Annotated in this window: 23 protein-coding genes; 14 read left to right on the top strand and 9 right to left on the bottom strand. The window is 67.0% G+C overall.

Annotated features, from left to right (window positions below; translation table 11 throughout):
• Nucleotides 1–84: 84 nt before the first annotated feature.
• The 3 genes from R2733_08900 to R2733_08890 all read right to left on the bottom strand — a co-directional run bounded on the left by R2733_08900 (nt 85) and on the right by R2733_08890 (nt 2,772).
• Complete coding sequence (locus R2733_08900; GenBank protein MEZ5376615.1) at nt 85–999, bottom strand: SAM-dependent methyltransferase; 915 nt, start codon at nt 997–999, stop codon at nt 85–87.
• A 30-nt stretch (nt 1,000–1,029) separates the two neighbouring features.
• The gene (locus R2733_08895) at nt 1,030–2,061 is read right to left on the bottom strand and encodes a hypothetical protein (protein ID MEZ5376614.1); all 1,032 of its coding nucleotides are present in this window, start codon (nt 2,059–2,061) and stop codon (nt 1,030–1,032) included.
• A 108-nt stretch (nt 2,062–2,169) separates the two neighbouring features.
• Nucleotides 2,170–2,772: a hypothetical protein gene (locus tag R2733_08890; GenBank protein MEZ5376613.1), complete on the bottom strand. Its 603-nt coding sequence runs from the start codon at nt 2,770–2,772 to the stop codon at nt 2,170–2,172.
• A gap of 458 nt (nt 2,773–3,230) precedes the next feature.
• Here R2733_08890 and R2733_08885 point away from each other — a divergent pair, with 458 nt between their 5' ends.
• Nucleotides 3,231–4,568, top strand: coding sequence for a sensor histidine kinase (locus R2733_08885; protein MEZ5376612.1), 1,338 nt, complete (start codon nt 3,231–3,233; stop codon nt 4,566–4,568).
• The gene (locus tag R2733_08880) at nt 4,565–5,191 is read left to right on the top strand and encodes a response regulator transcription factor (protein MEZ5376611.1); all 627 of its coding nucleotides are present in this window, start codon (nt 4,565–4,567) and stop codon (nt 5,189–5,191) included. The genes R2733_08885 and R2733_08880 overlap by 4 nt, the downstream gene beginning before the upstream one ends.
• On the opposite strand, the gene R2733_08875 is transcribed toward R2733_08880, so the two are convergent.
• From R2733_08875 to R2733_08865, 3 genes are read right to left on the bottom strand one after another with little or no spacing between them, the layout of a single operon-like run.
• Entirely contained in the window at nt 5,188–6,954 is a 1,767-nt protein-coding gene (locus R2733_08875) for an ABC transporter ATP-binding protein (GenBank protein ID MEZ5376610.1), read from the bottom strand. The two genes, R2733_08880 and R2733_08875, sit on opposite strands and share 4 nt — an antisense overlap.
• A complete protein-coding gene (locus R2733_08870; GenBank protein MEZ5376609.1) occupies nt 6,951–8,057 on the bottom strand; it encodes a hypothetical protein in 1,107 nt (368 codons plus the stop codon). Before R2733_08870 ends, R2733_08875 begins: the two co-directional genes overlap by 4 nt.
• A 30-nt stretch (nt 8,058–8,087) precedes the next feature.
• A complete protein-coding gene (locus tag R2733_08865; GenBank protein ID MEZ5376608.1) occupies nt 8,088–8,966 on the bottom strand; it encodes a hypothetical protein in 879 nt (292 codons plus the stop codon).
• 261 nt (nt 8,967–9,227) lie between these two features.
• Here R2733_08865 and R2733_08860 point away from each other — a divergent pair, with 261 nt between their 5' ends.
• Genes R2733_08860 through R2733_08825 form a run of 8 tightly spaced genes read left to right on the top strand, consistent with a single transcriptional unit; the run spans nt 9,228 to nt 19,062 of the window.
• Entirely contained in the window at nt 9,228–10,211 is a 984-nt protein-coding gene (locus R2733_08860; GenBank protein ID MEZ5376607.1) for a GDP-mannose 4,6-dehydratase, read from the top strand.
• Nucleotides 10,208–11,365, top strand: coding sequence for a glycosyltransferase (locus tag R2733_08855; GenBank protein MEZ5376606.1), 1,158 nt, complete (start codon nt 10,208–10,210; stop codon nt 11,363–11,365). Before R2733_08860 ends, R2733_08855 begins: the two co-directional genes overlap by 4 nt.
• Entirely contained in the window at nt 11,358–12,704 is a 1,347-nt protein-coding gene (locus tag R2733_08850; GenBank protein MEZ5376605.1) for a glycosyltransferase family 4 protein, read from the top strand. Before R2733_08855 ends, R2733_08850 begins: the two co-directional genes overlap by 8 nt.
• On the top strand, nt 12,701–14,458 hold the full coding sequence (locus tag R2733_08845) for an alginate lyase family protein (GenBank protein MEZ5376604.1): 1,758 nt from the start codon (nt 12,701–12,703) through the stop codon (nt 14,456–14,458). The genes R2733_08850 and R2733_08845 overlap by 4 nt, the downstream gene beginning before the upstream one ends.
• Entirely contained in the window at nt 14,458–15,732 is a 1,275-nt protein-coding gene (locus R2733_08840; protein ID MEZ5376603.1) for a phosphotransferase, read from the top strand. The genes R2733_08845 and R2733_08840 overlap by 1 nt, the downstream gene beginning before the upstream one ends.
• Nucleotides 15,729–16,943 (top strand): glycosyltransferase, encoded by a 1,215-nt coding sequence (locus R2733_08835; GenBank protein ID MEZ5376602.1) that lies wholly within the window; start codon nt 15,729–15,731, stop codon nt 16,941–16,943. The genes R2733_08840 and R2733_08835 overlap by 4 nt, the downstream gene beginning before the upstream one ends.
• Entirely contained in the window at nt 16,940–18,325 is a 1,386-nt protein-coding gene (locus R2733_08830; GenBank protein MEZ5376601.1) for a UDP-glucose/GDP-mannose dehydrogenase family protein, read from the top strand. The genes R2733_08835 and R2733_08830 overlap by 4 nt, the downstream gene beginning before the upstream one ends.
• Nucleotides 18,322–19,062 carry a hypothetical protein gene (locus tag R2733_08825; protein MEZ5376600.1) on the top strand — a complete coding sequence of 247 codons (741 nt, stop codon included), beginning with the start codon at nt 18,322–18,324 and terminating at the stop codon, nt 19,060–19,062. The genes R2733_08830 and R2733_08825 overlap by 4 nt, the downstream gene beginning before the upstream one ends.
• A 16-nt stretch (nt 19,063–19,078) precedes the next feature.
• On the opposite strand, the gene R2733_08820 is transcribed toward R2733_08825, so the two are convergent.
• Nucleotides 19,079–19,798, bottom strand: coding sequence for a YceI family protein (locus R2733_08820; GenBank protein ID MEZ5376599.1), 720 nt, complete (start codon nt 19,796–19,798; stop codon nt 19,079–19,081).
• Nucleotides 19,799–19,865: 67 nt separating this feature from the next.
• A complete protein-coding gene (locus tag R2733_08815; GenBank protein MEZ5376598.1) occupies nt 19,866–20,375 on the bottom strand; it encodes a cytochrome c in 510 nt (169 codons plus the stop codon).
• A 262-nt stretch (nt 20,376–20,637) separates the two neighbouring features.
• Between R2733_08815 and R2733_08810 the strand changes: the two genes are divergently transcribed.
• Nucleotides 20,638–21,294 (top strand): nitroreductase family protein, encoded by a 657-nt coding sequence (locus tag R2733_08810; GenBank protein MEZ5376597.1) that lies wholly within the window; start codon nt 20,638–20,640, stop codon nt 21,292–21,294.
• A 72-nt stretch (nt 21,295–21,366) separates the two neighbouring features.
• On the top strand, nt 21,367–22,368 hold the full coding sequence (locus R2733_08805; GenBank protein ID MEZ5376596.1) for an ROK family protein: 1,002 nt from the start codon (nt 21,367–21,369) through the stop codon (nt 22,366–22,368).
• Between the two features lie 12 nt (nt 22,369–22,380).
• Here R2733_08805 and R2733_08800 read toward each other — a convergent pair whose 3' ends face one another.
• Complete coding sequence (locus R2733_08800; protein MEZ5376595.1) at nt 22,381–23,265, bottom strand: NAD(P)-dependent oxidoreductase; 885 nt, start codon at nt 23,263–23,265, stop codon at nt 22,381–22,383.
• A gap of 127 nt (nt 23,266–23,392) precedes the next feature.
• Between R2733_08800 and purU the strand changes: the two genes are divergently transcribed.
• Both purU and R2733_08790 read left to right on the top strand, forming a co-directional pair.
• Nucleotides 23,393–24,247: a formyltetrahydrofolate deformylase gene (gene purU / locus R2733_08795; GenBank protein MEZ5376594.1), complete on the top strand. Its 855-nt coding sequence runs from the start codon at nt 23,393–23,395 to the stop codon at nt 24,245–24,247.
• 12 nt (nt 24,248–24,259) lie between these two features.
• Complete coding sequence (locus R2733_08790) at nt 24,260–25,366, top strand: phosphotransferase (GenBank protein MEZ5376593.1); 1,107 nt, start codon at nt 24,260–24,262, stop codon at nt 25,364–25,366.
• Nucleotides 25,367–25,374: the final 8 nt, after the last annotated feature.

Here is a 25,374-nt window from a genome sequence, read left to right as displayed (position 1 = left end):
ACGGGTGGGTGACGGACCCGATCACCCGGGTGAACGGGCTCGGCGTGGTGCTGGTCGGCGGTCGTTCCACCGACTGGGCTCGCCTCACACGATGTCGAGGAGCGTGAAGGTCAGCTCGTGCTTGTTGTGATGGAGGTGGCGAACGGTCGCCCCCTCGATGGCAGCGAAGTCAGCCACCACGCCGTGGTCGGTCGCCCCCTGGAACTTGATGGTGCACACGATGTTGCGGGCGGCGCCGGCGTCGATCCATCGCTGCACCAGCTGCAACAAGCGGCCGGGGTAACAGATGATGTCGCTGAACAACCAGTCGACCACCGGCTGGTCCCGCGGTTCGAGGGCGAACGCCGAACCCTGGACCCACTGGACGTTCGGGTGGCGAGCAACGTCGTCGGCGAGGGGCGCTTTGTCGACTGCGGTCACCGCGGCTCCGGTCTGGGCGAGCAGCCAGGTCCATCCACCGGGACTCGCTCCGAGGTCGAGACAGTGCTCGCCGGCCTGCGGCCAGCGGCGAGCGCGGGCGAGCGCTTCCCACAGCTTCAGGTACGCCCGGCTCGGTGGCCCGACGCGTTGCTCATCGATTCGAGGCGCACCGTTGGGAAACGGATCGGAGCAGGTGGCGGCGGCGAGCAGCAGCGTGGGTTCGAGCAACATCCACGACCCCAGTGGCGGGGTCGGCGCAACGTCGCCGATGCCCAGTGGTTTGGACGAAACGTGTGGCAGCTTCTCGGTGATGAGGCGGGATCGGCCAGCGTGAGAGGGAGCGTACGCCGACCAATTGCGTTGGCGGGCCTTCAGCTCTCGGGCGGCATGACCGATCGAGGTCACGGTCAGCCATTCGGCGTCGAGCCAGGTGTTCGCCGCCCACCGGGCGTCGATCGCCGGGTCGTCCGAGAGGAACAGCCGATCGTGACGGGCGGTGACACGAACGCCGGCCCGAGCCAGTTCGCCGGCCAGTTCGTGTTCGAAGCCTTCGGGTGCGAGGTAGCCGGTGAGCACCATGGCCCCATCATGGCCCTGAACATCGCCGAGTCACGACCTTCCAGCGACTCCCTCGGCCGATGTCAGCAGCTTGGCCAGCGCGCTTTCGGACCGTTCGAGCCAGCGGGACGATCGGGAACGTGACCATGCGATGTCGATGACGTGCTGCTCGGCTTCGAGGACGACCGGGTGGACATAGGAGCGTCGGGCGACGGCGCGGGTGTTTCCGAGCTCGTCGGCGGCGGCATCGACAGCATGCAGCACCTCGCAGCCGTCGGCGCGGGCGGCGAGCGCCGTCGCCGTGCCGCCCCAAGTTCGATAGTCCTTGGCAGAGAACGCCGGTCCGGCGTGTTCGACGATGAAGCGATTGACATCCGACGCCGTGGCTCGTCGGTGCTCACCGCTTTCGTCGAACCAGAAGAGCTCTCGGTCTGCCCCTTCCGCGAGTACTCCGAGGATGTCCACCAGCTCGTCGTCCTCGACCACGATCGTTCGCGTCTTTCCGCTCTTCGCAGTGTAGTCGAGGGTCATGAAGCCGTCGTCCACGACGTGTTCGACCGTGAGCGTCGTTGCGCCGAAGTGTCCGTTGGCGGCGGATTGATGGTTGCCGACCCGAAGGAGACATCGATCGATCAAGGTGATCGCCGCAGCGATGGCGTGGTCTCGGCTACCGGTTTCCTCCTCCAAGCCGGCCGCTGCCGCCTTGCGGAGGACGACGACGGCTCGGGCGAAGTAGCGGAGACGGTCGAACTTGCGACCGTCGCAGAACGAGCGGAACTCGGGGTGATATCGATGTTGTTTGCGGCCGGCGTCGTCGAGGCCGGTCGCTTGCAGGTAGCCGTCAGGCTCGGGACAGATCCACACCGATGTCCATGCCGGCGGAATGGCGAGCGCTTCGATCCGAGCTCGGTCCGACCCCGCCAGGGCGGTGCCGAAGGCGTCGGCGTAGCTGAAACCACGACCCCGGCGACGCCGAGTCCATCCGGGCGTCGAGTCCGGGAGATAGATCAGCCCGGCGGCCGGTGCGAGCACCTCGGGATCGCGTTCGATCAGTTCGGGTGGTACTCGGATGCCAGACGTCATCGGCGAGCACTACCCACCGCTGACCGCGAGTAGTCCGGATCCTCGCACGCCGACGGCGCGAGCGAGGAGGGTGGCGTTGGCGAGGCGACGCCGATTGCCTTGGTGGCGCTACGCCCCCGGTAGGGGTTCGAGCGTCAGGAGGGCGGGAAGCACCGCAGCCTTCAGCTCGTCGTAGCGGTCGGCGGGGGCAGTGAGGGTGGCGACGATGGCCTGGCCAGCATCGGTCATCCCGAAGACGCCGAGGTACTGCTGCTCGCCGGCGCGGTATTCCATGAGCGCCAGTGGCTGCCCGTTTGCGCCGTCGATCAGCTCGCTCGAGAGGACTTCGAAGTCGGCTCCGGCGGCGGGCGCATTGCCGACGCTGGCGTCGCGGTACTCGCTGAGCGTCAGACCCGGCGCCTGCTGCGTCAGGATGTTGACGTTCGGCGCACCGCCGGCTGTCGGCTCCTCGACCAACCACAGCTCGACCTCGGCGACGACCAGGCCGTGGTTCGCCTGCCACGTCGACGGGACACGTAGCTGGTAGGTCCCGTCGGGATCGACGAACAGCTCGTCGACCGGTAGCGGCACGGTGGTGGTCGCTGCCGTGGTCGAGCTCGACGTGCCAACAACTTCGCCGTCTTCGGTACTGCTCGAGCATCCGGAAAGCCACACGGCGACAAGAACGGCGGCAGCGGTGCGCAGGCACGAGCGGATGTGTGATGAGGCCATGGCGTCCGATCGGTCGTCCGGGCAGCGCCCTCGCTGCTCGACCGAACGACGGTACTAGTACCAAGGTCCACTACCAGGTACGACCGTCCACATCGCACGATCGATCACGGCCACCGTGGCCGTCTGACCAGGGAGTCAAGAAGTGCTTCGTCATCGCATCGCTGTCGCCGTTCACGTTTCGTTGCGGCCTACGCCGAGCCGGGCTGGACCTACACGGTCAAGTCGGATGGCAGCGGGACGAGCGCTCGGGTCGTGGTCGAGTTCCGCAACCGGGACACCGGTGTGAAGTACGTCTTCAAGATCGAGCCCGGAAGAGTGAAGGTCCGCTGAGACGCCGGGGTCGAGCCACCGACCTGACCGTCTCGAAGCGCCGCTCGTTCCCGGCGAGCGGCGCTAGGGCCGCGTCGGCAGCAACGCCCCGGGCGGTGAGACCCATGGCGAGTAGTAGCGTTCAGCGGATGCCCGTCCGGAACAACGCCGCATTTCAGCGAGGCTTCGACGCGCCGGTTCCGCTGTGGCGGTTGATGGCTCGATACGCAACGACGGCACTCGTGACCCTCGTGGTGGTGGCCGTCCTCACGGCATTCGCCAGCCGGAGCCTCGGTACCGACGAGGCGATCGAAGACGCCGCCCGTGTCACCACCCTGGCGGCCAATGCCGGCATCGAGCCCATCATCACCGACGCGATCCTCACCATGGAGCCCGACGAGCTCGCGAGGATCGATCATGTCGTTCGAGACTCCGTCATTCAAGGTTCGCTCGTCCGGGTCAAGATCTGGTCGGCCGATGGCACGATCGTCTACTCCGACGAGGGGCGCCTGATCGGAGAGCAGTTCGAACTGGACGACGAGAGTGTCGAACTTCTTGCCGCCGGACCGTCGGATGTCGAGGCACAGGCCGAGGTGAGCGATCTCGACGAACCGGAGAACAAGTACGAAGAGCGTGCGGTCAAGTTGCTCGAGGTCTACCTCCCGATCTACACCTCGACCGGCACGCCTCTGCTGTTCGAGGCCTATTTCCGCTACGAGGGCGTGGCCGAAGCCGGTCGTCGGGCGTGGCTTCGATTCGCGCCCGTGACGCTCGGGTCGCTCGTCTTCTTGTCGATGTTGCAGGGGCCTCTGGTCTTCTCGATCGCCCGGCGGCTCCGGCGAACGCAGGATCAGCGCGAGGACTTGCTGCAGCAAGCGATCCAGGCGACCGACATGGAACGCCGCCGCATCGCAAGCGATCTCCACGATGGCGTCGTGCAGGATCTCGCCGGTGTCACCTTCGCGCTGGCTGCGACGGCTCGCGAGATCGACGGCGACGCCAAGGAACAGGTGACCACGGCCAGTAGCCAGGTGCGTGACGCGATCCGCTCGCTTCGTTCGCTGCTGGTCGAGATCTATCCTCCCAATCTCGAGGAAGAGGGACTCGAGGCGTCGCTGTCGGACCTGATGGCTCGCCTCGACCCCCGTGGCATCGGGACTCGCCTCAGCATCGAGGCAAACGTCGAGAACATCGATCTCGACACGAAACAACTCGTGTATCGGACGGCGCAGGAGGGTCTACGCAACGTGATCGTGCACTCCCAGGCGTCCCAAGTCGACGTGACCCTGACCGATACCGGGCCTTGCGTAGTGCTCACCGTGTTCGACGACGGGATCGGGTTCGATCCGATCGAGAGTCCTCCCCGTGAGGGACACCTCGGGTTGCGCGCCCTCGACGGGCTGGTTCGGTCCAGCGGCGCACGATTGACCGTCTCCTCCGTGCCCGGGAAGGGCACCGAACTTCGCCTGGAGGTTCCCAAGCAATGATCACCGTCATGATCGTCGACGATCACGCCATCGTGCGCAACGGTCTGGAACGTCTCTTCGAAACAGCAGACGACATCGAGGTCGTCGCGCTGGCCAGCAACGGCCAGGAGGCGGTCGATCTCGCAGATCGACTTCATCCCGACGTCATTCTGATGGACCTTTCGATGCCCGTCATGGACGGGGTCGAGGCGACTCGGCAGATCACATCGACCGACTCGACGAGTCGTATCGTCGTGTTGACCTCCTTCGGTGACGAGTCGAGGATTCTCGATGCGCTGAACGCCGGCGCCGGCGGCTACCTCCTCAAGCACATCGACCCCGACGAGCTCCTGTCGGCGGTGCGGTCGGCGAGCGCCGGTGAGGCGCCGCTCGATCCGAGGGTCGGCCGCCTCCTGCTCGAGACCCGTATGAGCCCGCAGCCTCGCCCCAACGAGTTGACTGCTCGCGAGGCCGAGGTGCTCGCCCTGGTTGGCAAGGGTCTGGCGAACAAGCAGATCGCTCGACAGCTGGGTATCTCGGAACGCACGGTCAAGGCGCACCTGACCAGCGTGTTTCACCGGCTCGACGTCACCGATCGAGTACAAGCGGCACTGTGGGCCCAGCAGAACCTGCCGCCGAGTTAGCGCAGGCCGCCCAGTCGCACTGCCGGGCGGGTTCCGGCCTGGAACTCGTGGAGGCGTGCGTAGAGCCCGCCCGAACCAGCCAACGCCTCGTGGGTTCCGGATTCCACCAGTCGGCCACCCTTCAGAACGAAGATCACATCCGCGTCCCGAATCGTGGAGAGCCGGTGGGCGATCACGATGCGAGTGCGGTCCTTCGGCAGGTTGTCCAGGGCAGCCACGATCAGTTCCTCGGAGGCGGCGTCGAGCGCCGAGGTGGGTTCGTCGAGGATGACGATCGGGGAATCGCGGAGGATGGCGCGGGCGATGGCCACACGCTGGCGTTGTCCGCCCGACAGGTTCGCACCGCGTTCGCCGATTCTCGTGTCGAGCCCATCGGGGAGACGACAGGAGAACTCATCGACCAGTGCGAGGCGAGCGGCCCGTCGCACATCCTCCTCACGCACACCGGGTCGGGCGCACACGATGTTCTCGCGTAGGGTGCCCTCGAGGAGCAGTGTGTCCTGCAGCACGAAGCCGACTTGCGAGCGCAGCGAGCTCAGCTGATGGTCGCGGACGTCGACGCCGTCGACGAGCACGGCGCCGAGGTCGACGTCCATGAGGCGAGGGACCAGCGAGGCGATGGTGCTCTTGCCCGCGCCTGTCGGGCCGACGATCGCCGCCGTCTGGCCGGGTTCGATCCGCAGCGACAGACGATCGAGGACCGGTTCGCGTCCATACGAGAAGCTGACGTCTCGCAACTCGACGCTGCCGCGTAGGTGCAGTGGGCGTGCCGTCGGTCGGTCGACGATCTCGGGAGGTGTCGACATGACATCAACGATCCGTTCCGTGGCGGCGCGTCCCTTGGACACGACGTTTGCGAGTTTGGACAGCGATTTGATCGGCTTGTAGAGCGAGCCCAGATAGCTGACGAAGACCAGGAGGACACCGATCGTCAGACGCCCGTCCAGGACCCGGTTGGCCCCGAACCAGAGCACGAGCCCGGTCGAGAAGGCACCAGCGATGTCGACCAGTGGGCCGAGTCTTGCCTGGAGACGGATCGACTCCAGGCCGGCGTCGAGCGAATCGTCGGAGAGAGCGGAGAACCGGCGAAGCCGATCACGTTCGAGCGTGAAGGCCTGGACGAGGTGGACCGCGCCCAGACTCTCGGTGGCCGACGAGGCCAAGGCCCCATCTGCCTTTCGGACACGTCGTGCGGCGAGCTGGAGTTCACGCCGGGAGCGATGTGTTGCCAGGAAGAGGGGCGGCGTGGCGAGGATGGCGAGCAGTGTGAACAGTGGGTCGATGCTGACCATCACGGCGAACATGCCGATGACGAGCGCCAAGTTCGGCAGCAGTGTCGCCAGCACTTGCACGATCATGTCTTGCGCGTAGCCCGTGTCGGTGGTGACCCTCGCCACGAGGTCGCCGACGCGCTGGGCCGAGTGATATCGCAGCGACAGCGTCTGGAGCCGATCCAAGACATCGACCCGCAGGTCATTGGCAATGTTCAACCCCGCACTGCTCAGAAGTCGTGTTGCCCAGTAGTCCACGAACGCACCGACGATGATCAGGCCGAGCAGGCAGGCAACAGCGAGTGCCAGCCGCCACGAGGCGTTGGTCGGCGGACCGCCCTCGGCTTGCAGCACGTCGTCGATGACGTAGCGCATCGGCCATGGTTGGGCGAGGTTGACGGCAACGGCGACCAGTGTGAGACCAGCGCCGGCACCCAGCGCCCGCCCGTAGGGCGTGACGTAGCGGCGCGCTGTCGCCGCGTCGTGCGTCATCGAGCGACCACCGACGCCAGTTCACGGAGCACGGAGGCCGCCGTGCGTGCGCCGTCGAGGTCGAGGCCGGCGTCGGCGAGTTGCCCCGGAGCCAGGAGACGGGGTCGCGACAGGAGCCACGCCACTTCGTCGACGGCCGCTCCCTCATCGACGACGTCGGCCAGACCGAGCGCCGCAAGACGGGAAGCTCTGATGGCCTGCTCGCGCCTCGGGCTGCGGCGAGGCATGAGCACGGGGCGGAGCCCGGTGGCCAGTGATTCGACGGTCGAGTTGTAGCCCGCCATCTGTACGACGGCAGAAGCCTCCGCGAACAACGAAACGCAGCTCGGAACGTTCTGGCGCAGCTCGACTCGGCCCTCGAGCGCCGGGTCGGAGACATCGGCGCTTCGGGCGTACGGGCCGGCCACCAGGATGACTCGCTGGTCAACGAGCTGACGAGCGAGACCGAGGCCGAGTTGGAAGATTTGATCGCCGTCGCCGCCACCACCGGCGGTCACGACCAAGAGGTTCGATGCCCGGGGGCGCGGAGCGGCCTGTTCGACGACCCACCCGCAATAGATCGGAGGAACCGACAGGCCGTATTCGAGTTGATGGTCGCAGAGGGATTGCTGTCCATACACCAAAAGCGCGTCGAAGTCGTCGGCGACGCCGCGCCAGCCCTCGCCTGCGAGCTCTCGACGCACGACGTCAGGCTCGTCCAGCACATCGCGCAGTCCCAGTACCACCGCAGCGCCGAGGTCTCGGGCCCGATCGAGACCAGGCCGCAGCTCGCCGGCCGTGCCATAGGGGTGGCGGTCGACGATGCAGACGTCGGGCCGCCACGCCGCGATGGTCTGGTCGAAGATGTCGGCCCGACACTGGACGGCCTGTTCGAACGGCATGCCGGCATTCCGGTACGTGCCGTCGCCATCTTTCAGCAAGGCCGGAACGCGAACGACCTCGATCCGATGATCGTCGAGCCACGAAGGCTTGACGGGGAGGCCCGTCACGACCATCACTTCCGCGGTCGGGTCGTCGGCCAGGATCGCCCGGGCGATGAGGCTGTTACGTCGGACGTGGCCGAGTCCGAACCCGTCGTGTGAGGAGAACAGGTAGCGGGTCATCGTCCTCCGCCCTTCGGCTGTTGTGGACACTCAGTCGTCGTCATCGTCGCTGTCCTTCCCCGAGCCACTGGATCCGCTGCCCGAGTTGCTCGATCCCTTGCCCGAATTGCTGGATCCGCTGCCCGAGTTGCTCGAGCCCTTGCCCGAATTGCTCGAGTCATCGTCATCGTGATCATCGGTGGTGGACGTGGTCGCCGGACGTGTCGTGGTGGTGGTTGTCGGTCGGGTTGTCGTGGTGGTTGGGCGAGTGGTGGTGGTTGTTGGTCGGGTTGTCGTGGTGGTTGGGCGAGTGGTGGTCGCCGTTGGCTGCGTGGTCGTCGTTGATCGCGGGGCGGTCTGGCTCTGCGGTGGCGACGGCGCGGCGGTTGGAGGAGATGTTGCTGCCGGCCCTGCCGGAACCGTCGGCGTCGAGTTCACCGGCGAGGGAGCCGGTACCGGGGCTGGAGCGGGAGGTGCGGCGCTCTGGGGTGCGGCGACCGCCGTGGTCGGCGTGGAATGAGGTGTCGTGTCATGGCTCGCCGTGGAGGCATCTGGCCGAGTTGCCGAGGTTTCGTCATGCTCGTCGGCATGGCCGCGCTCGTTGCCGATGGCGTGCGCCTGCTCCTCTTCGGTGGTGGCTGGCGTCGACGACGTGGGAGCCGCTTGCGGCGCCGTCTGGGGTGGCGAGTCCGAGTCCGAGCTGGCGTGCGCCGCCGGTGGACGCGGTCCCTTGAGCCAGACGTCGACACTTCCAGGATCATCGAAGAGTTGCGACCACAACAAGACACTGCCGCCCACCACGATCCCAGCGGCGGCAGCCCAGCCGGACATGGCGAGTGTCCGACGGATTCGGTGGCGCGTCTGCCAGCTGATCGGGCGGGCGCCGATCACCTTGTGCAGCGGAACTGGTTCTCGAATGTCGTCACTCATGTCTGCAAAACCCTCGTGTCCCTCGCCTGACGCATCGGGCTGGTGTGGATGGACCTGCGTCCATTGTCGAACCGGCCAAGGGCGACGTGCACTTGTCTCATGGTCGTAGTACCGACGCTCACGGATGCGGGCCGGCAGGGCACGGTTTGCCCGGTGGTGCTAGCCCGAAGGTCCGATTGCCGGTCGCGCCCGGTCGCCTCGAAAGTCATGGCAACAAGAGCGACGAGCCCGTCGTCGCCTTCCGCCACGAAGGAGCGAGCCATGCATGCAGTGGTCACCGGCTGCGCCGGATTCATCGGATCTCACTTGAGCGAGCGGCTGCTCGCCGATGGGTGGCACGTCACCGGCATCGACTCGTTCACCGACTACTACGACCCTGCGGAGAAGCGCCGCAACCTCGATGGTCTTCGGAGCGAGCCCCGCTTCGAACTGATCGAGGACGACGTGGCGACGGCGCCGCTCGATCGGCTCCTTCGCCAACGGCCGGCGGTGTTCCACATCGCCGCCCAAGCAGGAGTTCGTGGCAGCTTCGGTGAGGAGTTCACTCGCTACTTGCACGACAACGTCCGATCGACCCAGCGGGTCTTCGAAGCTGCGGTCGAGGCCGGGGTGCGTCGGGTCGTCTACGCCTCGTCGTCGTCGGTCTACGGCAACGCCGAGGTCTATCCGTGCGGGGAGGCGACGCCGCTCTCCCCTCGCTCGCCGTACGGTGTCACCAAGGCGACGTGCGAGGATCTGGCGCGGATCGCTCGCCACGGCGGTCTGGAGACGGTCGGGCTCCGGTACTTCACGGTCTACGGTCCCCGCCAACGACCTGACATGGCGATGCGGCGTCTCTGTGAAACCGCCATCGGCGGACCGAGCTTCGAGCTGTATGGCGACGGCGAGCAGTCCCGTGATTTCACCTTCGTCGCCGATGCCGTCGACGCCACCGTGCGGTCGATGACGACGGAGAACGTCGATCCGATCCTGAACATCGGCGGTGGACAGGAGGCATCGATGAACCAGGTGATCTCGATCATCCAACGACTTGCCGGTCGCCGTCTCCTGGTGGAGCGGATGTCGACCCAACGCGGTGACGTGCAACGCACGTGCGCCGACACCACCGTCGCCCGACGGCAACTGGGTTGGCGGCCCTCGACGTCGTTGCACGAGGGGCTTGCCGCCGAACTGGAATTCGTCAGCGAGCGGAGAGCGGCAATGGCAAGTTCCGGCGCCGTTCTCGCCGCGGTGGGGTCGGCATGACGTCGAGTCTCACGACTCGGCCCGATGGTTGCGGAGCCGTGTCGGCGCGAGGCGGCAGGGTCGCCGTCGTCGTCTCGGGATTCCCCCGCCTCTCGGAGACGTTCGCCGTCAACGAGCTGCTTGCCCTCCAGCGAGCCGGACGCCTGGCTTGTGTCCTCGCCACGAAGCCCGGTGACCACGGCACGGTGGTGAGCGGTTGTGACCAACCGGGCTGGGGTCTGCTCGAACCGCTGACCACCGTGCTCAGCGGTGACGACGCAGAGCAGGCCGAACAGGCAGCTGAGATCGTTCGGGCCACCGGCGGTGTCGATCTCGTGCATGGCTACTTCGCCCATCGACCCGCAGCGATCGCCGAGCTGACGGCGGCGACCCTCGGCGTGCCGTTCAGCTTCAGCGTGCATGCGCTCGATGTCCGCAAGGTCGAGCCCGTGGAACTCCAACGTCGGGCGGCCAACGCCCGAACGGTGATCACGTGCAATGCCGACGCACTCGCCACACTTCGAGACCTCGATATCGACGCCCAGCTGGTGCCGCATGGCGTTGATCTCGATCGATTCCACCCTCCTGCGTCCCATCGGGAGCCTGGCCCCTCCCTCCGCCTGCTCTCGGTGGGACGTTTGGTCGAGAAGAAGGGATTTCGGTTCTTGATCGAGGCCATGGCGGCCGTCGACGACCGTGTGCGGCTCGAGATCGTCGGTGACGGTCCGGAACGATCGCATCTCGAGCAGATGATCGACGACCTCGAACTCGGCGATCGGGTCGCGCTCGTCGGTCGGCGGAGCCACGACGAGTTGCCACAGCTCTACCGAGACGCCGACGTGGTCGTCGTTCCCTCCGTCATCGACAGCACCGGTGACCGCGATGGTCTGCCGAACGTCGTGCTGGAAGCGCTGGCAAGCGGACGCCCGATCGTCGCCAGTGATGTCGCAGCGATTGCCGTGGCGGTACGCGACGGCGCCGGCGACGACGCAAACGGCCTTCTCGTCGAGCCCGCCAACGTCGCCGAGCTCGGACGGGCACTGATCGAGTTGTCGGAGCGGCCGGCGGTCCTCCGACAACTCGGACGCTCGGCCCGTCGTACCGCAGTCGAGCGGTACGACGTGCTCGAGTGCTCGACCCGATTCTGCCGAGCGCTGGAGGCACAGCATGTCTGATCACAGCACTTCTGAGCACAGCATTCCTCACCGCCAGGGCGGGCAGCCCACGGTTGCCTACGTCCTGAAGGGCTACCCGCGGATCTCCGAGCTGTTCATCGCCAGTGAGATCTACCGCCTCGAACAGCTGGGTGTCGCCCTTCGCATCATCGTCATCAAGCCGAGCGAGGAGACGACACACCATCCGATTGTCGATCTGATCGAGGCCGTTCCGACCTACCTGCCTGCGACCTCGTCCCTGTCGGGTACCGGCCTCCCACGCTGGCTCCGAGAGAACCTCGGTTCGTTCGCCGCGCCGCTCCGGCGAGTGGCTCGACGCCACCCGGTCGGGGTGTGCCGCGCGGCGGGGCAGGCAGCGGCCCAGTCCGTTCGTGCCCGGAAGGGTCGTCGACCCCGAGCGATCTACGCAAAGGAGTTCCTGTTGGCCGTGGCGCTGGTGGACACACTCGACGCTGCCGGCGACGTCGAGCATCTGCACGCCCACTTCGCCCACGGCTGTACGACGGTGACCTGGCTCGCCTCCATCATCTCGGGTACCAGCTTCTCCTTCACCGGTCATGCGAAGGACATCTACCGGTCGTCGCTGAACCCGGCCGGCCTGCTCGCTCGCAAGCTTCGAGCGGCCGACTTCACGCTCACCTGCACGGCCGCCAACGTGGATCACCTCCACCAGATCGAGCCATCGGCCGACGTGCAGCTGGCCTACCACGGGCTGAACGCCGAGTTCACGAAACTGCTCGTGGATGCACCACCGTTCCACCCGCCGTGCGACCGGCCGAGGATCATCTCGGTTGGTCGGCTCGTCCCGAAGAAGGGGTTCGACGTCCTGGTGAAGGCGGTTGCCGAGCTGGGCGACGTCGAGCTGGTCATCGCCGGAGAGGACGGCGACCAGGCCGACGTGGTGCGTGAACTCGTCCGATCGCTCGACCTCGCAGACCGTGTCACGTTGCGCGGTGCGGTGACACAGGCGCAGCTCGTCGAGGAGTACCGCAGTTCGTCGATGTTCGTCTTGGCCTGCCGTGTGGATGACACCGGAGACCGAGATGGCATTCCCAACGTGCTCGTCGAGGCGATGGCGGCGGGTCTCCCCGTGATCTCGACGAAGGTGTCGGGCATTCCCGAGGTCGTCGAGCACGGACGCAACGGGTTGCTCGTCCCACCCGAGGATCCGAAAGCGCTGGCCGATGCCATTCGCCGAGTGATCGACGACCCGGGCCTGGCATCATCACTCCGCAACCACGCCCGCTCGACGATCAACGAGCACTTCGACGGCGACCAGCTCGCCCGCGAGCTTGCCGAGAGGTTCAGCACCCGTCTCGCAGGGAGCGGCGTTCGATGAGCGCAACCGACACCCGCACCGACCTCGGGGCCTTCGTCTGCGTGATCGAGGAACTGCACCGTGACCTTGCGACCGCCGACGCGGCGTGCGTCGGTCGTTTCACGCACGCCGAGGTGACCCTCGACCTCGGGACCTCGCCGGACTGGATCGGCGGCGGCCTGGCCGATGACGAGGAATGGCGAATCGAGTGGGTCAAGCTCTACGAGGGCCTCGACCTCGCGCACGGGTTCGTCACCACCGGGGACCCGCGATACCTGTCGACATGGGAGGACCTCACGACCTCGTTCTGCGTCCAGGTTCCGGTCGGTCACGACACCTCGGACGTGAGTGCCCGTCGACTGCAGAACTGGCTGTACGCCTGGCAGCGCTTCGCGTCGTCCACCTCGTTCGAGGGATTTCGCCCGGGCGTCGCCGATCGACTGCGCCGCCGAATCCTCGACGATGTCGAGCACCTCGCGACGCATCTCACCGCGGAGCGCAACCACCGGACCATGGAGCTGTACACCCTGCTCCTCGTCGGGCTTGCGTTCGGCGAAGCACCGCTCGCCGCTGACGCCCTCGGCCTCCTGGCGGAGAACGCGGCACTCGACATCGTGGACGACGGGGTCCATCGCGAGCGGTCATCGGACTATCACATGATCGTTCTTCGTTCGTTGGTCGGCGCCGTCGCCAACGCTCGCCTCGCCGGGCTCGACGTCGACGATCGTCTGCTCGCCGCCACCGATCGGGCCGCCACGTTCGGCCTCCACCTGCAATGTCCCGACGGGACGACACCCGCCTTGTCCGATGGCGATCAGGCCGATTTCCGCAGTCTGCTCTCGTTCGCTTCCCGCGTGCTCGGGCGGCCTGACCTCGAGTGGGCGGCGACGCTGGGTGGTCGCGGGGTGCCGCCGAAGGACACCGCCGCCACGTTCCCCACCGGTGGCTATGTCGTCCAGCGCAGTGGTTGGGGCGACGGATCGACGCCCTACGGCGACGAACGCTGGGCGATTCTCGATTGCGGACCACTCGGCGATGGAGGACACGGGCACTACGACCACCTCAGCGTCGAGCTCGCCGGCGGCGGACATCGCATCGCCGTCGATCCCGGACGCTTCACCTACGCCGACGGACCCGACGGGTGGCGCAGGTGGTTCAAGGGGACCCAAGCGCACAACACGGTCTGCGTCGACGGTCTCGATCAGACGCCGTACCGGCGGGGCAAGCCCAAGGGACCCACGTCCTCGGCCCATCTCGTTCGCCGCCACACCGAGCACGGACTCGACATCGTCGTGGCGAGGGCAACCAGTCCGCAGTACCGGGCGGTGCACGAGCGAACCCTGGCGTTCGTCGGCGGGGAGTACTGGATCGTCATCGACGAGCTGGCCGACGACGAGCCCCACGACTACGTCGCTCGTTGGCATCTCGATCCGAGTACGCAGGGCGCGGTGACGGTTCGAGCGGCCGAAGCCGGCTCGATCGTCGAGACCCCGGCGGCGACCTTCGTGGTGCTGCGCGACAGCGGCCTCGTCGACATCGAAGACGGCTGGGTGTCGCCAACGTATGGAGAGCGCCTCCCGGCACCGGTGATCGCCATTGCGGCGCCTCGCCACCACACCGCAACGATCGTGACGTTGATCGATCCGCTCTGCCGCTCGCCGCGATCGGTCATTCACGAGGTCGACGGCGACCACCACGCCGTGCAGATCGATTGGGGCGGATCTCGTGACGACCTCGCCTGGCAGCCGTCCTCCGCGAACTGGAGTCGAACCTGATGTTGACCGCAACCGACCTTCTCACCCCAGATGCCGACCTGCCGAGTCGTGATCTCCATCTCGACCCCTGGAGCGCAGCGGTGCGATTCGGCCGGCTCCTCGGTGATCCGCCCGCCGGCGTGATCCCGCGTGGCCTGGTGCGTTCGAAGTACCGGATCGGCGAGAGCCTTCGGGTCGTGCACCGGTTCGAGATCGATGGCCGGACGGTCACCGCCACGGCTCGCCTGTTCCGCGACGGCAACGCTCTGGCCGCCTTCGAGAAGTCGGCGCGGGTGAGCCCCGAGGGCACGGTGCTGCACGACCCTGAGTGCGACGCCGTGTGGTGGATGTTCCCGACCGACCGCCGGATGCGACGAGCGGCCGAGGTGATGCACCCATCCACCGATCTGGCGTTCGACGTCGGACTTCCGGGATGGGCGCACAGCGAGGTGGCCGAATACGCCCCGGAGCGCAGCCTCACGGTGCGCGCCGCCGACGACAGATCCTCGACGCTGGCCTTCGTCAAGCTCTACGCGCCCGACACCGTCGACTCGTCGGTTTTCGCCGACCGGTACCGGCGGGTCGCCGACTGGTTTGCCGATGGTCACGACGACGTCTCGACGCCACGGGTGCTCGGCCGTTCGAGCGATGGGGCGCTCCTCGCTCTGTCCCCGCTCCCCGGATGGAGCTGGCGATCGGTGTCGAGCGGCCAGCTCGATCGAGTGCTCCACGGGCTCGGCGCAGCGATCGCCCATCTCCACCATCTGCCGATCAGTGCCGACGATCGACCGTTCGGCCGCCTACAGATCGAGCGAGTCGTGCACAGCGCCGAACTCGTCGGTCGTGCGCGGCCGGAGACGTCGTCCCGTCTCGAGGCTGTTGCCGAGCGATGGGCGAGCCGGGCGCGGCCTGGGGGTGAGCAAGTGCTCCTGCATGGAGACTGTCATCCGAACAACACCCTCGTCGATGACGGCCGGTTGTCGCTGATCGATCTCGACCAAGCCGGGGTCGGCTCACCCGCAGCCGACATCGCCAGCTTCCTCGCCAGGCTGAGCCACGGTGTGGTGCTGGGTGACATGCGCACCGACCGGGCCGATCAGTTGGCTGACGCCTTTCTGGCCGGTTACGCCGAAGTCCGCCGACTTCCCGACGATGACGACCTCCGCTGGCACCGAGTGGCAGCACTCATCGCCGAACGGTCGATCCGTGCTGTGAATCGAGTCGACACCCGTGCGCTCGAACACCTTGACGCACTCGTCGATCTGATCGTGGCGGAAGGAGACCAGCTCCGATGAGCACCACGGTACGTCCAACCCTGCTGTTCTGGTGTCAGCATTCGGTCGGTCTCGGCCATCTCGTTCGATCGCTCGCCTTGGCGGAAGCGTTGCAGCACGACTTCGAGGTCGTGTTGCTCAACGGTGGTCCGATGCCGACCGGCCTGACGATCCCGGAGGGGGTCGAGATCGTCAACCTCGATCCGCTCGGTCACGACGGCGGCTATGAGCTGGTCAGCCGAAGCTCGCAGGTCGACGTCGAGACGGCCAAGCGTCGTCGGGTCGCCACCATCCTGCGCGCACTGGCCGACCGGCGGCCCCGCGTCGTGCTGCTCGAGCTCTACCCCTTCGGCCGCAAGAAGTTCGCGTTCGAGATGGACCCGCTGCTCTCGGCCATCGACGAGTTGGGGGTCGAGGCCCCGAAGGTCGTGTGCAGCGTGCGTGACATCCTCGTGAACCAACGCCGAGACCAGGCCCGCCACGACGAGCGCGCCGCGCTTCGCTCCAACGAAGCGCTGGACGCGATCTTGTTCCACGCCGATCCGACGTTCGCCACACTCGACGAGTCATTCCGGCCCCGAACTCCGCTGCGGGTGCCGGTGTACGCCACCGGGTTCGTCACGGCCGGTGCAAGCCGACCCGTCGCACGACCGGCCGTCGACGAGCGGGCCGACCGTGTCATCGTCTCGGTCGGCGGCGGCATGGTGGGCGAACCCATCGTTCGTGCGGCCGTCGCCGCCCACGCCGCCGTCGCTGCCGCGACCGGACTGGAGACGCTGATCGTCGCCGGGCCGTTCCTGCCCACCCCGGAGTGGGACTGGTTGGTCGACCAAGCGGAGCGATCGTGCCGGCTCCACGTGATCCGCCAGGTCGACGACCTTGCGTCCGAGATCGCAGGCTCTGCCGTCTCGGTCAGCCAGTGCGGCTACAACACCACGATGGACCTGCTTCGAGCGGGGACACCGGCAGTGGTGGTCCCGTACTCGGAAGGTCGAGAAGACGAGCAGCGGCGTCGTGCCCTTCGCCTTCAGGAGCTGGGAATCGTCCACACGGTCGATCCCGACGAACTCACGCCCGAACGTCTGACGGCCGCCATCGTGACCGCCGCCGGCTCACCGCCGCCGACGGTCTCCCTCGACCTCGATGGTGCGACGGCTTCGGCCCGCATCGTCGCCGAACTCGCAGGAATCGACGCCCCGCTCGGGGAACGGAAAGGACTACTGACCCCATGACCATCGACATCACGTCGGGCCAGCCCGACCATCATGCCGCTGGCGTCAGCGATGCCGATGCCCAGCGTGCCATCGGCATCGTCGGGACGGGCTATGTCGGCTTGGTGACCGCCGTTGCGCTGGCCGAGCTCGGCCACCACGTGCGCTGCCTCGACATCGATGCACCGAAGATCGAACGACTGCGGCGCGGTGAGCCCCCGTTCTACGAACCGGGCTTGGCCGACCTGTTGAAGCTGAACGGGGAGCGGCTGACCTTCACGACCGATGCATCCCAGGTGTTCTCGCACTGCCGCATCGTGTTCGTCACCGTCGACACCCCACCGCTGGCCAGTGGCGACGCCGATCTCTCGCGGGTCGAGCGGGTGATCGACTCGATCCCCGACGAGGTCGACGACATGATCGTCGTGATGAAGTCGACCGTGCCGGTCAACACCGGCAATCGGATCCGACGTCGTCTGCTGGAACGAGGCGCCACCGGTGTCCGCTACGTTTCCAACCCGGAGTTCCTGCGTGAGGGCAGTGCGATCGAGGACGTCTTCCGGCCCGACCGGGTGGTCGTGGGCGCCGACGACCCTGCCGACGCCGAGGCGGTCGCCGACCTGTGGTCGAGCCTTGGCGGCGAACTCCTGATCTGCGATCTTGCGTCGGCCGAGATGGTCAAACTGGCGTCGAACGCCTTCCTGGCGACGAAGATCTCGTTCGTGAACGAGATCGCAAACGTCTGCGATGTGGTCGGTGCCGATGTTCGAACGGTGGCCAAGGGGATGGGGCTCGATCGGCGGATCGGCCCGGCGTTCCTGTCCGCCGGCATCGGCTACGGCGGCTCGTGTTTCCCCAAGGACGTGACCGCCCTGAAGCAGCTGGCCGGCAATGGCGGCTATCACTTCCAACTGTTGGCCGGAGTGATCGAGGTCAACGAGCTCCAGAAGCGCCGAGTGGTCACGACCCTCCTCGGGCGCCTCGGTTCGTTGCACGACCTGACGATCACGCTCCTCGGACTGTCGTTCAAGCCCGGGACCGACGACATGCGCGAGGCGTCGAGTGTCGTGCTCGCCCAGCGTCTTGCGGCTGAGGGAGCCCGGGTCGTGGTGCATGATCCGGTCGTCGGGCACGAAGCACTCGCACTCCTGCCGCCGGGAACGCGCCGGGCCGACCACATCGACGACGCGCGTCGTGGTGCCGACGCAGTGGTGATCGTCACCGAATGGCCCGAGTACGAAGCCATCCTCGATCCCGGCTCGAGCCTCCTGATGCGGCGTCCGATCGTCCTCGACGGACGGAACATGCTCGATCCTCAGGCCGCGGCCGACGCCGGCTACGAGTGGATCGGCGTCGGTTGCGGAGCGGCGCAGGCGGCCCCCCGCGTAGCGGAGGCGTCGTGACGGCCCCATGGCTGGAACCGGTTCGCGGCGTGCTCGACCGGCGGGCGACACCGGTCGACGTCTTCTTCCGTGATGACGACGCCGGTTGGGACGACGCAGCGCTCGGCCGCCTGCTCGACGTCTTCGAACGCAACGGTGCTCCGATCGACCTCGCCGTCATCCCCGAGGCACTCGGAGACGGACTTGCGGAAGAGCTGATCGCACGGCGTCGCCGCAGTGGTGTGCGACTTCACCAGCACGGGTTCGCCCATGTCAACCATCAGCTCAGTGGGCGCAAGGGTGAGTTCGGCTCGGACCGCTCGGTCGAGGAGCTCCGTGCCGACGTGGCCACTGGTTGGGGTCGGCTGAGCGACATGCTCGGGGATGCGCTCGACCCCGTCTTCACCCCACCATGGAACCGCTGCGCCGACGCGCTCGGCGACGTGCTCGTCGACATCGGCATCGGGGTGCTGTCGAGAGACCTCAGCGCAGGGCGGATCGGTACCCCCGGACTTGCCGAGGTGCCCATTGCCGTTGACTGGTTCGCGGCGCCGAAGGGCAGCGAACGAACGGCGGCGACCCTCGCCGACGCCCTGGCCTCGAGCATGGCCGGACCGGGGCCGGTCGGGATCATGCTGCATCATGCCGTGACGAGCAACGAAGAGCTCGCCGCCATCGCCGACCTGGTGACGCTGCTCGTCCGGCACCCGCGCACGCGGCTCACCTCGATCGTTCAGCTCGCCGGTGGGGCCAACTGAACGATCGAGGAATCCGTCACGAGGACTGGGTCAGGGCCACGGAGAGTTCGAGCACCGCCTGGTCATCGACACCGGCGACGATCGGGGCCTGCGGTGGATCGATCCCGTAGTCGGTGAGGAGGATGTCGAGCTGGCCGACTACCACGATGGTGTCGCCAACCGGTTGCGCTTCGAGCGGGAACGACACCGACTGGGTGACTCCATGAATGGTGAGGTCGCCCACGGCGGTGACGCTGATCGATGATCCCGAAGCGGGGGGATCGCCGATTTCGATTGGCTCCGTCAGCACGAACTGTGAGGTGGGGAACTGGTCGGTCTCGAGCGACTGTTCCCGCATCGAAGCGTCGCGGCGATCGTTGTCGGTGGTGACCGACTGCATGTCGACCTCGAACTCGGCGGAGGTGATCGTGAGGCCGTCGATCACGACCTCACCCTCGACCTCGCTCGTTCGACCGACCACCTCGAAATCGCCGATGGTGGTCAGCACCTCGTTGATGCGATAGCCGGCGAAGGTGATGTCGGAGGTCCCATCGACGATCCAGACGCCGGCGAACGTCGAGTCCGACTCGGTGTCAGCGCTCTCGCCGACCGTTGTCGTCTCGGTGTCGTCGTCACTCTGGACGGACGCAACGGCGTCCTCCAGCGACGCTTCGGCAGGTGGTTCCTCGAAGTAGCCCAGCCACCACGCCAGCCCGAGGACGACGATCGCACCTGCGACGATCGTCCCTCCAGCCACCGTGACGATGGTCTTGGTGCGAGATCGTTGCCGAGGCCCTCCGAGCTTCCTGTCCTTCGTCACGCGGTCAGCTCGCCATCCGATGTCGTCGGCTCAGGTCGGCAAGCGCCACGCCAGTCGCAAGGAAGCTCCCGCCCACGACGAGCAGAAGTGACGACGATCCGGTTCTCGGCAGGTCGTCGATTGCCGAACCACCGGAGAACTCGAGTCGGACATACGTGACTGCGGCGTCGATCTCATCGGCGGACAGCTCGTCGGCGAACGCCGGCATGCCGCCTTTGCCGTTGGTGACGCTCGCGATGTGTACCGAGCGGTCTGCTTCCTGTGCGCCGATGCCGACGAGCGATCGGCCGGTCACCGTTCCGGTGCCGTCCGCCCCGTGACACCCGCTGCAGGCAGCGCCGTAGATGGCCTCACCAGCGTCGAGCTTGGCAGGATCGTCGGTCGAGTCCTGAGCACCCGCCACCGAAGGTGCGCCCACCACGAACAGGCCGAGCGATCCCATCGCCAGGGCGGCCCGTGCTCGTCGTGACAGTGGTCGAGCGGATGCGGCGGAGGTCGTGCAGGATCGAGTCATCGGTGGCCTCGCTGTTCGTGGGATGAGATCGAAACCCATTCTGCTGGCAAGACGCCGACCCGGACATTGGACGATGGTACTACGACCACCCCACCCCTCCCGGTCAGCAACTTTGGCGAGTTGACACCTCTCAGCGGCATCAACTCGCCAAAGTTGCGGGAAGTTGGGGGTATGGACCGGCAGCACGTGGGTTGCGGAGACTGCATTGCACTAGGGTCCGCGGCGGTGCGCTCACGACGGGTGTCGCACCGGGAAGGCAACGATGTCCGAGCTCTATGAGGTGATGAGCACGCTGCGCGCCGTTCGGCGCCTTCGTCCTGACCCGATCCCCGCCGACGTCCTCGGACGCGTGCTCCAGGCTGCGTGTTGGGCGCCGACCGGGGGCAACATGCAGCCGTGGCGGGTGGTCGTCGTGACCAGCCCGGAGCGCAAGGCTGCGCTGCAGGCGATCTACGAGCCGGAGTGGGCCACCTACGCCGCGGCCAATCGGGCACGGCTCGAACGGGCGCCCCTCGCCTCCGATCGCGAGGGCCTCGAGCGCACCTTCGCTGCTGGTGACTACCTGGCTGAACACCTTGCCGAGGCTCCGGCGATCCTGATGTTCTGCGGCAACCCCAAGCTCATGGCCATCACCGACGCCAAGCTCGATCGCATCTCGATGGTCGGCGGTGGGTCGGTCTACACCGCAGTGCAGAACGCCATGTTGGCCTGTGTCGCCGAGGGTTTGGGATGCACGCTCACCACCCTCCACTGCTTGCGGGAGGACGAGGTGCAGGCAGCGCTCGACATCCCCGACGAGTGGGCAACGCTCGCCATGATCCCGATCGGCTACCCGGTGGGCCGTGGTCATGGTCCCATCCGGCGCCAGCCGCCCTCGGCGCTTGCGTTCGATGACACGTTCGGCACGCCTTGGTCCTGATCACGACGACACCGGCGGGCGCTAGGGTCCTGGCGTGACCACCACACGTGACCGAACGAAGGGCGGCTGCTGGTGAGCGATCGGGCCCCCGCAGTGATCGGTGTCGACATCGGCGGCACCAAGGCGCTCGGCGTTGTGATCGGTCGGCGGAACGAGATCCTCCTCGAGACCCGCTGGCCGACCCGAGCGACCGCCGCCGCCGTGATCGACATGCTGGCCGACATGGTCGCCGAACTCATCGATTCGACCGGATCCGACGTCGAGGCTCGCGGTGTGGGGATCGGGATCGCCGGCCTGGTCGACGTCGTCGGCCGATTGCGCCGCGCCCCCAACTTGGTCGATGCCGACGAGTTTCCCATTCGCGACCTGCTCGAGCCTCGAATCGGGTTGCCGGTCTTCGTTGACAACGACGCCAATTGCGCCGCCCGAGCCGAACTCGAGGTGGGCGTTGCCGTGGGTGTCGAGCACGCCGTGCTGGTCACGCTGGGCACGGGCATCGGTGGCGCCTTGATTGCGGATGGACACGTCGTCCGAGGCGCAGCAGGGATGGCTGGCGAGCCGGGGCACATGCTCGTGGATCCGAATGGTCCGCTCTGCGTCTGTGGACTCCATGGTTGTTGGGAGCGGTACGCCTCCGGCGCCGGGTTGCGATACCTGGGCGGTCAGGCGGCCGAAGCCGGTGAACTGCAGGGCGTGATGGCCGAGCTCGAGGGCGACATTTCAGCGCTGCGAGGTGAGCACATCACTCGAGCCGCTCGTCTCGGCGACTCGGAAGCGGCCGCGGTGCTCGATCGGTTCGCCTGGTGGGTCGCCGTCGGGATGGCGAACTGCGCGGCCATGAGCGACCCGGAACTGATCATCGTCGGCGGTGGACTCGTTCGCGACTGGGACCTCTACGGGCCCAGAGTGCAGCGAGTCTTCGGCGAGGTTCTGCTGGCGGCCCAACACCGGCCGACCATACGGATCGAGCCGGCGATGGCCGGTGAGGCCGCCGGTGCCTTCGGTGCAGCGCTCCTCGCGCGACACGAGTCAGGGATCCGACCGATCACCAGCGATCGAACGACCAACCGCTGAGGTTCGAACGGCTCAGCCGTCCAACACGGCCAGCGCGTTGTCGATGGCGTGGGCGTAGAGCCGCCGGTGCCCGGCGGCCGTCGACGACGCGATGTGTGGAGTGACGATCACTCGCTCGTGTCGAAGGAGCGGATGGTCCACCGGAAGCGGTTCGGGATCCGTGACGTCGAGTCCGGCACCGGCGAGCTGACCGGCGTCGAGCGCAGCCAGGAGGGAGTCCTGATCGACGAGGGCCCCTCGGGCACAGTTGATAAGCCGAGCACCGGGCTTCATCGCCGCAAGGCTGGTGGCGTTGACGAGGTGACGAGTCGCCTCGGTCGCCGGGGCGTGCAGCGACACGACGTCGGAGCGGCGCCAGACCTCGTCGAGGTCGACGAGCTCGATCGTGTCGGTCGGTGGCGCGAGAAGGAAGGGGTCGGTGGCGATCACGGTCATGCCGAGCGCACGGCCGACGGTCGCAACGCGTCGAGCAATACGACCGAACCCGACCAGACCGAGGGTGCAGCCGTCGAGTTCCAGCGCAGCGATCGGCATGGCTGCGCCCCACGTTCCCGCCCGTGCCCGTTCCCGTTCACCCGGCAGATTTCTCGCCACGGCGAGCATGAGAGCCACCGCGTGCTCGGCGGTGGAAACGGTAGGTGCTTCGGGCGTGTTGCGGATCACGATCGATCGGGCGGTCGCCGCATCGGCATCGACGTTGTCGACGCCGATGTCCAGGCGAGAGATGACCCGGAGTCTCGAGAAGCGGTCCATCTCTGCGGCGTCCCACCGCTGTCCGCCGGCGATGGCGGCCTCGGCGATGTCGAACCCGTCGTCGGGGCCGACGATGGTGGCTCGTCCCTCGATCAGATCCAGGTAGGCCGGTGGGAACGGCCGATCGGCGTAGAGCACGTGCATGGTCGACCTCGGAGTCTGCTCGATGACGCGACCCTAACGCCGCGAGTCGCTCTCGTGGCTGCGTTCGGGTGGGGCGATCTGGGCCGCAGAACGTGCGCCGTCCACGAATCGGGCACACTTGCCGTCGATGACCACCAGCCACATCCTCACGCTCACCTGCCCGGACCGTCCAGGCATCGTCCACGCCGTGACCTCTGGTGTGCTCGACGCTCGGGGGAACATCGTCGAGAACGCTCAGTTCACCGATCCAGACTCGTCCACGTTCTGCATGCGGACGGTCGTCGAGACCGACGGCGACTCGGCGGCGCTACGCGAGGTCGTCGCCGCCCGCCTCGCCGATGCCGGATTGGACCGCCCGACGTTGCGGGTGCGACCGAGCAGCCAACGGCCGCGAGTGCTGATCATGGTGTCGAAGTTCGATCACTGTCTGGTCGACCTGCTGTACCGGTGGCGCAACGGGATGCTGGCGATCGATGTCCCGCTCATCGTCTCCAACCACCCCGACTGTCAGCCGGTCGCCGGCCGGTACGACGTCCCCTTCCTCCACCTACCCATCACGAAGGACACCAAGGCGCAGCAGGAGGCCCAGATCAAGCACCTGATCGACTCCCACAACATCGACCTGGTCGTGTTGGCCCGTTACATGCAGATCCTGTCGGGGGATCTCTGCACCGAGCTGCGGGGCCGGGCAATCAACATTCACCACTCGTTCCTGCCGGGGTTCAAGGGCGCGAAGCCGTATCACCAGGCTCACGATCGCGGCGTGAAACTCGTCGGGGCCACCGCCCATTTCGTGACGGCTGATCTCGACGAGGGCCCGATCATCGAGCAGGACGTCGCTCGGGTCACCCATGCGCACACGGCCGAGCAGATCGTCGAACTCGGGCAGGACACCGAGCGCCTCGTGCTGGCCCGCGCCGTGCGGGCCTGGGCCGAGGATCGCATCCTGCAGATCGGGGCGAAGACGGTGGTGTTCCCGTAGCCACGCGGCCCTATGTCTTCGATCGGTGCCCGCCCCCAACTCCCGCGCAACAACGACGACCTCAATGCGGCCTGGCTCACGCAGGTCATGCGGGCCGACGGTCTCGATGTCACCGTTGCGTCGCTTCGGCGTGAATCGCTTGGTGAAGGCGTCGGACTGATGTCGGGTCTCGAACGGCTTTGCATCGAGTACGCCGAAGGCGACGGGCCCGAGGTGCTGATTCTCAAGCGTCCGTCCGACAACGACGCCAACCGCTCGGTCGCATCACTCTTCGATCTCTATCGACGTGAGGTGCTTTTCTACCGAGACGTGGCCGATCGCTGCGCCGCCACCATGCCCGGCATCTACTACGCCGACATCGACGGCGACGACTTCACCCTGATCGTCGAGGACCTGTCCTCTCGTGTGCTCGGGGACCAGATCGCCGGTGCCACGCTCGACCAGGCCCAGGCGGTCATGCGATGGATGGGTCGACTGCACGCCAGCTTCTGGGATCGTGTCGAGGACGACACACTCGAGTTCCTCCCCATGGTCCACCCGTCCTACAGCTCCGAGGGGCTCATGCAGGGTGCAGCGTTCGGGTGGGACCCGATGGTCGAGAACTTTGCCGAGGTGATCCCCACGCACCTCGCTGGTCTCAAGGATCGGTTCCTCGCTGCGCTCCCGACCATCTTCGAGTGGATGGCAACGGCGCCGCTCACCGTCATCCACGGTGATGTCCGAATGGACAACCTGTTCTTCGGGGCATCCGCCGAAGACGAGCCGGTGGTGGCAGTCGACTGGCAGGGCGCGCTGCGCGGCCGGGCCGCGCAGGATCTTGGCTACTTCATGGGTGGCAACCTGCCGACCGAGATCCGTCGCGAGCACGAACAGGACCTCATCGGTGCCTGGCACACCGAGCTCACCGCGAGCGGAGTGAGCGACTACACCGCCGACGACGCCTGGCGCGACTACCGCCGAGGGATGCTGTTCTCCCTCACCCACGCCACGGTGATCGCCGGCACGCTCGACCACACCAACGAACGTGGTCGCCGCTACGTCACCGAGATGGTTCGGCGAGTGTTTGCCGCCATCGACGACCTCGCGCTGGTCGAACTCATCGACGAGATCCTGGCCTGAACGCGCCT

The organism is Acidimicrobiales bacterium (assembly GCA_041394265.1).
Lineage (GTDB): Bacteria > Actinomycetota > Acidimicrobiia > Acidimicrobiales > SZUA-35 > JBBQUN01.
This window is presented reverse-complemented; position numbering and strand designations above follow the sequence as displayed.